Origin of the sequence: Catenulispora pinistramenti (assembly GCF_018274385.1) — a bacterium.
Taxonomy (GTDB): Bacteria; Actinomycetota; Actinomycetes; order Streptomycetales; family Catenulisporaceae; genus Catenulispora; species Catenulispora pinistramenti.
The window spans coordinates 1-255 of record NZ_JAAFYZ010000660.1 but is presented as its reverse complement, the minus strand read 5'-3'; the positions used below and the strand labels follow the sequence as shown (position 1 = coordinate 255).

1 protein-coding gene is annotated in these 255 nt (G+C 69.4%); it reads right to left on the bottom strand.

Annotated features, from left to right (window positions below; genetic code table 11):
• On the bottom strand, nucleotides 1–255 hold a 255-nt coding region (locus KGQ19_RS49050; RefSeq protein ID WP_212022550.1), incomplete at both ends, for an ATP-binding protein.

Sequence of the window (255 nt, the reverse complement as noted above, 5' to 3'; positions counted from 1 at the left end):
CGGCGTGCAGGGTCTCCAGGGTGAACCAGGCGACCTTGAGGTCTTTCTCGATCGCCGCGTGGGCCAGCCCCTCCGCGAAGTGCGATTTCCCGGTGCCGGACGGCCCGGCGATCACGAGGTTCTCCGCGCGGCCGATCCATTCCAGGGTCATCAGGGAGTTCTGTGTCGCCTCCGGGATCGAGGACTCCTCCGGCCGCCAGGAGGCCAGGGTCTTGCCGGTGGGGAAGTTCGCGGTCGTCCTGCGCAGCCTGCGGG